At 29.6% G+C, this 7,703-nt stretch carries 10 protein-coding genes; 4 read left to right on the top strand and 6 right to left on the bottom strand.

The annotated features are described in order from the left end of the window. The first annotated feature begins 693 nt into the window (after window positions 1-693). Both prfB and ETU08_RS03825 read left to right on the top strand, forming a co-directional pair. Window positions 694-1,818 (top strand): peptide chain release factor 2, encoded by a 1,125-nt coding sequence (gene prfB / locus ETU08_RS03830; protein WP_146261689.1) that lies wholly within the window; start codon window positions 694-696, stop codon window positions 1,816-1,818. A 12-nt stretch (window positions 1,819-1,830) separates the two neighbouring features. Further along, window positions 1,831-2,760, top strand: a complete 930-nt coding sequence (locus ETU08_RS03825) for an SPFH domain-containing protein (RefSeq protein ID WP_146261688.1) — start codon at window positions 1,831-1,833, stop codon at window positions 2,758-2,760. Between the two features lie 64 nt (window positions 2,761-2,824). Here the strand turns inward: ETU08_RS03825 and ETU08_RS03820 are convergent, their stop codons facing one another. The 3 genes from ETU08_RS03820 to ETU08_RS03810 are packed head-to-tail and all read right to left on the bottom strand — an operon-like array spanning window position 2,825 to window position 3,808. Then, window positions 2,825-3,202: a hypothetical protein gene (locus ETU08_RS03820; RefSeq protein WP_146261687.1), complete on the bottom strand. Its 378-nt coding sequence runs from the start codon at window positions 3,200-3,202 to the stop codon at window positions 2,825-2,827. A 41-nt stretch (window positions 3,203-3,243) separates the two neighbouring features. After that, complete coding sequence (locus ETU08_RS03815; protein WP_146261686.1) at window positions 3,244-3,507, bottom strand: hypothetical protein; 264 nt, start codon at window positions 3,505-3,507, stop codon at window positions 3,244-3,246. 34 nt (window positions 3,508-3,541) lie between these two features. Further along, window positions 3,542-3,808, bottom strand: coding sequence for a hypothetical protein (locus ETU08_RS03810; RefSeq protein ID WP_146261685.1), 267 nt, complete (start codon window positions 3,806-3,808; stop codon window positions 3,542-3,544). Between the two features lie 219 nt (window positions 3,809-4,027). Between ETU08_RS03810 and ETU08_RS03805 the strand changes: the two genes are divergently transcribed. Both ETU08_RS03805 and ETU08_RS03800 read left to right on the top strand, forming a co-directional pair. Next, the gene (locus ETU08_RS03805; RefSeq protein WP_146261684.1) at window positions 4,028-5,092 is read left to right on the top strand and encodes a hypothetical protein; all 1,065 of its coding nucleotides are present in this window, start codon (window positions 4,028-4,030) and stop codon (window positions 5,090-5,092) included. Beyond that, window positions 5,082-5,678, top strand: a complete 597-nt coding sequence (locus tag ETU08_RS03800) for a hypothetical protein (RefSeq protein ID WP_146261683.1) — start codon at window positions 5,082-5,084, stop codon at window positions 5,676-5,678. Before ETU08_RS03805 ends, ETU08_RS03800 begins: the two co-directional genes overlap by 11 nt. On the opposite strand, the gene ETU08_RS03795 is transcribed toward ETU08_RS03800, so the two are convergent. The 3 genes from ETU08_RS03795 to ETU08_RS03785 are packed head-to-tail and all read right to left on the bottom strand — an operon-like array spanning window position 5,648 to window position 7,701. Next, window positions 5,648-6,217, bottom strand: coding sequence for a 5-formyltetrahydrofolate cyclo-ligase (locus tag ETU08_RS03795; protein WP_146261682.1), 570 nt, complete (start codon window positions 6,215-6,217; stop codon window positions 5,648-5,650). The genes ETU08_RS03800 and ETU08_RS03795 overlap by 31 nt on opposite strands. Next, window positions 6,218-6,448 carry a ferredoxin gene (locus ETU08_RS03790; protein ID WP_146261681.1) on the bottom strand — a complete coding sequence of 77 codons (231 nt, stop codon included), beginning with the start codon at window positions 6,446-6,448 and terminating at the stop codon, window positions 6,218-6,220. Further along, complete coding sequence (locus ETU08_RS03785) at window positions 6,448-7,701, bottom strand: peptidase U32 family protein (RefSeq protein WP_146261680.1); 1,254 nt, start codon at window positions 7,699-7,701, stop codon at window positions 6,448-6,450. Before ETU08_RS03785 ends, ETU08_RS03790 begins: the two co-directional genes overlap by 1 nt. Between the last annotated feature and the right edge of the window lie 2 nt (window positions 7,702-7,703).

Raw genomic sequence — 7,703 nt, 5'->3', positions numbered from 1 at the left:
CTAGCGTTCATCCTGAGCCAGGATCAAACTCTCCATTGTAATTTCTTATAATGTCAAGTACCTGTTCTCAAAAAAAAATTGACTGTTCTTCCAGGTTTCTGCTAATTTTTGTCTATTTTGTTATGTCAACGATCTTGTTCTTTTTTTGCTTCTCTTTTCTAACGTCTTGCGTTGTTTTCCTGAGTTGCGAGTGCAAATATACAACGTTTTTTTTCTCTTGCAAGGGGTTTTTACTTTTTTGTTGCTATTTTTTTTATTTTTTTTAGTATATTGTTGATTTTCAGTTGTTTATTTTTTTAATGTTTTTTGAACTTTTTTGATTCTTTCTGGGCGATGGTGGTTCCCGTGGGGGGCTTGGGCTTTTGGGGTTTGTTTTTTTATTCTTTGGTTCGGTGCTTTTTTTGGGGGTATACTGTTTTTGGGTGCCTTTTTCTGCTTTTATTTTTTATTAATTGCTATTGGCCTGTTTTTTTTCTTTTTCCTTTTTTCTCTCTTTCTCTGATTTCTTTTTATTGATCTTTTCTTTATTTATTTACTCTCTTTTGAGCTAATCTCGTATCTTTCATTTTCTTTTATTATTTTTTTTACTTCCTGTTATGCTCTTTCTTTTGATTTTTATTCTCATCTGTTCTAATCATTTTTCTCTATATATTTTATATGCGCTTTTTAATTTCTTTTGTTAATTTTGAGGATATGATAACTCTTGATAATATTAAAGATATTGAATTGCGTATTCATCATTTATATGAGTACTTAGATATAGAAAAAAAACAGATTGAAATTCTTAATGAGGAGGAGAAATCTTCTGATCCGTCTTTTTGGAATGATCCGAAAAAGGCTGAGATTTTTTTAAAGCAATTAAAATCTAAGAAGAAATGGGTTGATGTATATATGGAACTTAAATCTCTTCATGAGGATTTGCAAGTTTTGTTTGATTTCTATAAATCTAAAGAAATATCTGAGGAAGAACTTAATTTAAATTATTTACAAACAGTTGGCTTACTTGAAGATATTGAATTTAAGAATATGTTGTCTTCTGAGGGTGATGATTTTAGCGCTGTCTTACAAATAACTTCTGGAGCAGGTGGTACTGAAAGTTGCGATTGGGCAAGTATGCTTATGCGTATGTATATTATGTGGGCGGAAAGTCATAATTATAGGATTAAGGAACTAAACTATCAATCTGGAGATGTCGCTGGTATTAAAACTGTGACTTTAGAGATTGAAGGTGAATACGCTTTTGGATACTTAAAGGGTGAAAATGGCGTTCATCGCTTGGTAAGGATTTCTCCTTTTGATTCAAACGCAAAAAGACATACTTCATTTGCCTCCGTTTATGTCTACCCTTTGGCTGATGATTCTATTCAGGTACAAGTAAATCAAGCTGCTCTTTCTTGGGATACATTTAGATCTAGTGGAGCAGGAGGGCAAAACGTAAACAAGGTGGAAACGGGGGTTCGATTAAGATATAAACACAAAGATGAAGATTCTGGAGTTGAATCAGATATTATAATTGAAAATACGGAGAGCCGTTCGCAATTGCAAAATAAAGAAAAAGCGCTTCAATTACTAAAATCTCGTTTGTTTGAAATGGAACTTGAAAAAAGAAATGCTAAACGTGACGAAATTGAGGCAAGTAAAATGAAGATTGAGTGGGGGAGTCAGATCAGAAATTATGTGATGCATCCTTATCGTCTTGTTAAAGACGTACGTACGGGTACAGAAACTTCTGATGTTGATTCTGTCATGAATGGAAATATTGATGATTTTTTAAAATCTTATCTTATGTTAATGGGACAAAAAGAAAATAATGTTTAAAAAAATAATTCTATGCAAATTTTTGGAAGTTTAGTATCTGTTTTTCTTTTTATAATAGTATGTGGTTTTATTCTAACTTTTTTAGGTGCTTTTTTTACTGTTAAGCAACAAACAACAGCGGTAATTGAGCGTTTTGGTAAATTTAATTGTATCCGCCAGGCTGGCTTTAATCTAAAAATTCCAATTATTGACAAAGTTGTTGGTAGGGTTAATTTAAAAATACAACAATTGGATGTTATGATTGAAACTAAAACAAAAGATAATGTTTTTGTTAAAATTAAAGTTTCCGTTCAGTATATGGTTATGGAAAATGCTGTTTATGATGCCTTTTATAAGTTGCAAAATCCTCATAGTCAAATTACCTCTTATGTTTTTGATGTTGTTCGTGCAGAAGTCCCAAAATTGCGTCTTGATGATGTTTTTGAGAGGAAAGATGACATTGCTATTGCTGTTAAGGGTGAATTGCAAGAAGCCATGTTAAGTTATGGTTATAGTATTGTTAAAACTTTAGTTACAGATATTGATCCTGATGAACAAGTAAAACATGCGATGAATAGAATAAACTCTGCAGAAAGGGAAAAGATTGCTGCGGAGTATGAAGCGGAAGCGGAAAGGATTAAAATTGTGGCTAAGGCTAGAGCTGAAGCTGAGAGCAAACAATTACAGGGTAAGGGGATTGCTGACCAAAGGCGCGAAATTGCTAAGGGACTTGAGGAATCTGTTAAAGTTCTAAATGGGGTTAATATAAATTCTCAAGAAGCTTCTTCTTTGATTGTCGTAACTCAACATTATGATACCTTGAGTACCATTGGTTCAAATTCTCGTTCAAATTTAATTTTATTGCCTAACACTCCTAATGCTGCTAGCGACATGTTAACTAATATGATAAGTTCATTTTATGCTACGCAAAATATAAATGATGAAAGCAAAATTGATAAATAATTTTCACAAAAAAAGCCTTGAATAATTCAAGGCTTTTTTTGTGAAATAAATTATTATTAAAATATTATTTTATTTCTTTTTTAACATCATCAGCTGCATTTTTTACTGCATCAGCTGCATCTTTAGCTGTTTCTTTGATGCCTTCTTTAAGATTTTGAGTTCCTTCTTTAACGTTGCTAGCTGCATCTTTCAAACCTTCCTTAGCATCTCCTACTAAATCAGAAGTTTTATCTTTAGCATCTTCAACTGCATCTTTAGCTTCTCCTTTCAAAGAATCTATAGCATTATCTGCTTGATTTAAAGTGCTATTTACAGTATCGTTGATTGCTGCATTTAATGAGTCTTTATTATCTGTTGCTGTTGTATTTTTTTTATCACATGCTACAAATGAAGTTGTTACTACTAAAGCTAAAGCTACTAGATTTAAAGCTATTTTTTTCATATTCAAAATTGTTTAGATTTATAATTGATTAAAAATTGAAATTATTTACTTTTTGATTCTATCTGATCAACTTTTTCTAACTTAGTTGAATCGGTAGAAACTGCTGTTGAATCATTGCTAACAGAAGCTGGTTGCTCCGTGATTGTTTCTGTTAATTGCTCTTCTACAACATTTAAACTATCCGGTGATGTTGCTATACTATCTATATTGGCGGCATCACTTTCTGATTTCTTTTTATCACATGCTATAAAAGTGGTAGTCGTTATAGCGCTAAATACTGCTATATTTAAAAAAAGTCTTTTCATAAATTTATTTAATGCGTTTTTATTTAGTGTAATTTTATTTATTTTTAACTGAATCGTTTACTTCTTGCTGCAACTGCCCATCCATTCCTCCAACCAACGGATTTTCATTTTTTGTTTCATTGGCTAAGCTATCATTAGTATATGGAGTGGCTGGGTTAACTTCTTGCACTGGTTGAGAGTTTAAACCTCCCACCAAACTATCTCCCACAGAAGCTTCACTATTTGTTTTTTTATTTTCACATGCTAAAAGACTACCTGCAATTGCAACTAAAAATACAGTTATTTTAATATTTTTTTTCATGTTATTATTAGTCATTTAAGTTAAGGTTTTTAAAACTTTACAAATATTTTTAGTTTCTAAAATCCAAAAAATATAATATTTTGTTTTAAGTTTACAGGACAAATTTAGAGTTATCTATAATAGTTTTATATATGTATTGATTGTATTCTTTTTGTAAATATTTTTTGTATTTTACAAAAAAGATATACTGTAAAACAATGAGTTATATTTATTTTACAAATGACTAATCAGGATAAAATCCTTTTTGAAAATTTAAAAAAAGAGGTTGCTAAAATATTTTTGGATGATTTCCCATCCGTGAATCCTGATATTTCTAAATGGAAAGGGCTAGATATTGTATATTTTCAAGAGAGTTTAAGACAGAAGGTTAAGGGCAATGTTAGCGAAAAGTGGTTTTATACTTATTTTAAGTCTGAGTTTGAAAAACTTCCGAGGATTGACATGCTTAATTTGTTATCTCAATATGCTGGTTATAAAAGGGGGTGGACTGAATTTCTGGAGTATCAAAAGAATGATACTTCCAAAACTAACGCTAATACTTCTTCAAAAAATAAGAATTCTAAGCATAATATTCAAGAAGAAATAATTGAAAATTCATTGGAGAATAATAATGACAAATCTAATGTCAATAATTCAAAAAGAAATCTTTATGTTTTGATTTCAGTATTTTCACTTTTATTAATTCTTTTTGGTCTATATAAATATTATTTTTATTATAAAAGTAATTATACTTTTTGCTTTTATGATTCTGATAGGAGTTCATTAATTAAATCTGACCTTGAAGTAATTATTGAAAAACCTGGTATTTCTCCTGAATATTATAAAATCTCTGAGGGTTGTTTTTCCTACCGTTCAACTATAGATACATTAAAAATGATTGTTGGTTCGCCTTATTATAAAAAGGATTCTTTTATTGTTAGTTTAAAACAAATAAGAGAAAAGGGTGAGGAGAACCATCGAAACTTTAAACTTCGTCCTAATGATTATGCTGTAATGTTATATTATTATTCTACGTCTTTAAATAGTATCGATGAGTCAAAAAAAGCTCAATTTATTAATCAAAGAAAGGAAGAGTTAGATAAGTTAATTGACAATAATGCTTTAATTTATCAAGTTTATGATAGTGAGGTTTTTGGTGTAGAAGTTTTGGATAAGAAAAAGTATATAGATTTTATGACTACACCTACTACGTCTCTTAAAAATTATGTGCTTATAGCGAGCCAAGTAAATAAGAATAATAAAATTAGTTTAATTAAATTTAAAATTCAAAAAAATGAAAATTAATCACGTTCTTCAAATATTACTCGGTCTTATAATTATTATTGTTATTTCTTGTAACAAAGCAAAATATTACGATGGTGATATTGATCCTGTTAAAACGAAAGGTTACAAGAATGAAAATTATTATAGTTCTGAAAAAATGGATTCACTTGCTGTAATCTCTCACATCAATCAACAAAAACTTCAGGAGGTTTATGATTTAGCTATTTTAACTTCAGAATATAAATCAAATAAAGATATTGATACCTTGCTCTTATCGCAGCTACAAGGATATTTCCCTTCGGGTGATACTCTTTATTATTCTAGAATTATACACAATCTAGATTCTTTAAGGGCTAAATACGTAAAAATAGAATTGGATAATTTTGTAAGCAATGATTCTTTAAATATTATCCATAAAGATTCTTTACAAATTAATAAAAGTGATTCTATTATTGGTAAAGTTTTGTTTAATGCTAATTTTTATGATAAAAATAAAAGATATATTTACACTGAAAAAAATCAGGCTAATTATATTTTAAAAAAGAATCCTAAAAAGTTTAAATTAGAATTTAAATTCTATTTCTCATACATTGGAAAGCCTGAGTAACGATTTTGGGTTATTATAGAATCCATTGGAACATCTTCCATGTGAAGATCTTCAATTTTTGTGACTGGATTGAAAAATGACAATCCAATTTTTTCAGCTTTTGGGTAATTTTTTACAAATCTATCATAATATCCTTTTCCGTATCCTACTCTGTTCCCCCTTAGATCGTAAGCCAATAAAGGTAAAAAAATACATTCTAAGTGATCTATCGTAATAGGATTTTCATTATAAGGTTCTAGGATTCCCCATTTACTTTTTTTTAGTTTTGTTTCTGGCAAAAATTTATAATGTCTTAAAATGTTACCTTCAACTTTAGAAACATAGACTTTTTTATTGTTCTTCCATAAAAATTTTATGATTTCATTGGTATCTACTTCTTTCTTTTCTTGTATTGAAAGAAAGATATGAAAGGTATTACTTCGTAAAATCGTAGAATTTTTTATTTGATCTATAATTGCTAATGAATATTCTTGTATAGTGTTTTCTGATAATAAATTTCTTTGATTCAAAAAATATTTTCTAGCCTCTTGCTTTGTCATTTAAATTTTTTTAACAGAAATAATTTTTACTGGACATGCTTTTGCTGCTTTATCTGCTGATTCGTATATAGATTCATCAGGTATTTTAATTGTATGAAATCCTTTTTTTTCCTGAGATCTTAATAATACAGATTTACCATCTTTCTTTGACATTCTAAAGTTCTCTGGATCAAATTCAGCACAATAATTACATCCTATACATTTTTCTCTTTGTAAGGTTATTATAATCATTAATTAGAAAATTCTGTTTTTACAATTTTATATAATTTATCTGAAGGTCTAACTTTAAATTCTAAGGGTAAGGTCAAAATATCCCCTTTTTTAGCTTCTTGAACTGATATATCTTCCACTCTCATTGATTTAACATCTGTCTCTTGGGAACCAGTGGTTGGACCTTGTACTAATATTTTATCTCCTATGTTTAGATTATAGGCTTCAATCTCAAACTCAGCTATTTTGGTCTTAGGATAATAATGTCTGCCCTTGCCTATATATATTTTTTTTTGTGTGGCATTGGAGCCTGGATTCTCAGACCATTCTCCCAATTTTTGTCCTAAGTAATATCCGCTCCAAAAACCTCTATGATAAACTGTTTCCAGCTTTTTCATCCAGTTTTCAATTTTTTCTTTTGAATACGTATGTTCTTCTATTGAATCTATGGCTTCTCTATAACATTTTGTGACTGTTGCAACATATTCTGGCGCTCTTCCTCTTCCTTCAATTTTTAAAACTTTAACACCAGAATCTACTACTTGATCTAAAAAATCTATAGTGCATAAATCCTTGGGAGACATCATGTATTCATTATCTATTTCAATTTCAAATCCTGATTCTTGGTCTATTACTGTATATTTTTTTCTACAATTTTGTTTACATGCTCCTCTGTTTGCTGATGAGTTGTGTGAATGTAAGCTTAAATAACACTTCCCGGATACTGCCATGCATAATGCGCCATGCCCAAATATTTCAATTTCAACTAAATTACCATTAGGTCCTTTTATCTGTTCTTTTTCTATTAAAGCTGTTATTTTTTTTACTTGGCTCAGGCTTAATTCTCTACTTAATACCATTGTATCTGCAAATAGAGAATAAAATTTAACCGTTTCTATATTTGTAATATTGATTTGGGTAGAGATATGCACTTCCATATCTATTTGCCTAGCATAAGATATAACTGCTTGATCCATAGCAATAACCGCAGTTATATTTGCAGATTTTGCTCGATCTAATAAGGTTTTAATTATAGATAGATCATGATCGTATATAATTGTATTTAAAGTTAAATAGGTTCTTACTCCTTTTTCAGAACATCTTCGGGAAACTTCATCCAAATCATCCAAAGTAAAATTTACGGATGATCTAGCTCTCATGTTTAATTGTTCTACCCCAAAATAAATTGAATCTGCTCCATTTTCTAATGCTGCTTGCATGGATTCAAAATTACCCGCAGGTGCCATCAGTTCTATTTTCCCTGTTTTTGTCATTT

This window comes from Apibacter muscae (assembly GCF_007845635.1).
Classification (GTDB): Bacteria; Bacteroidota; Bacteroidia; order Flavobacteriales; family Weeksellaceae; genus Apibacter; species Apibacter muscae.
This window is presented reverse-complemented; position numbering and strand designations above follow the sequence as displayed.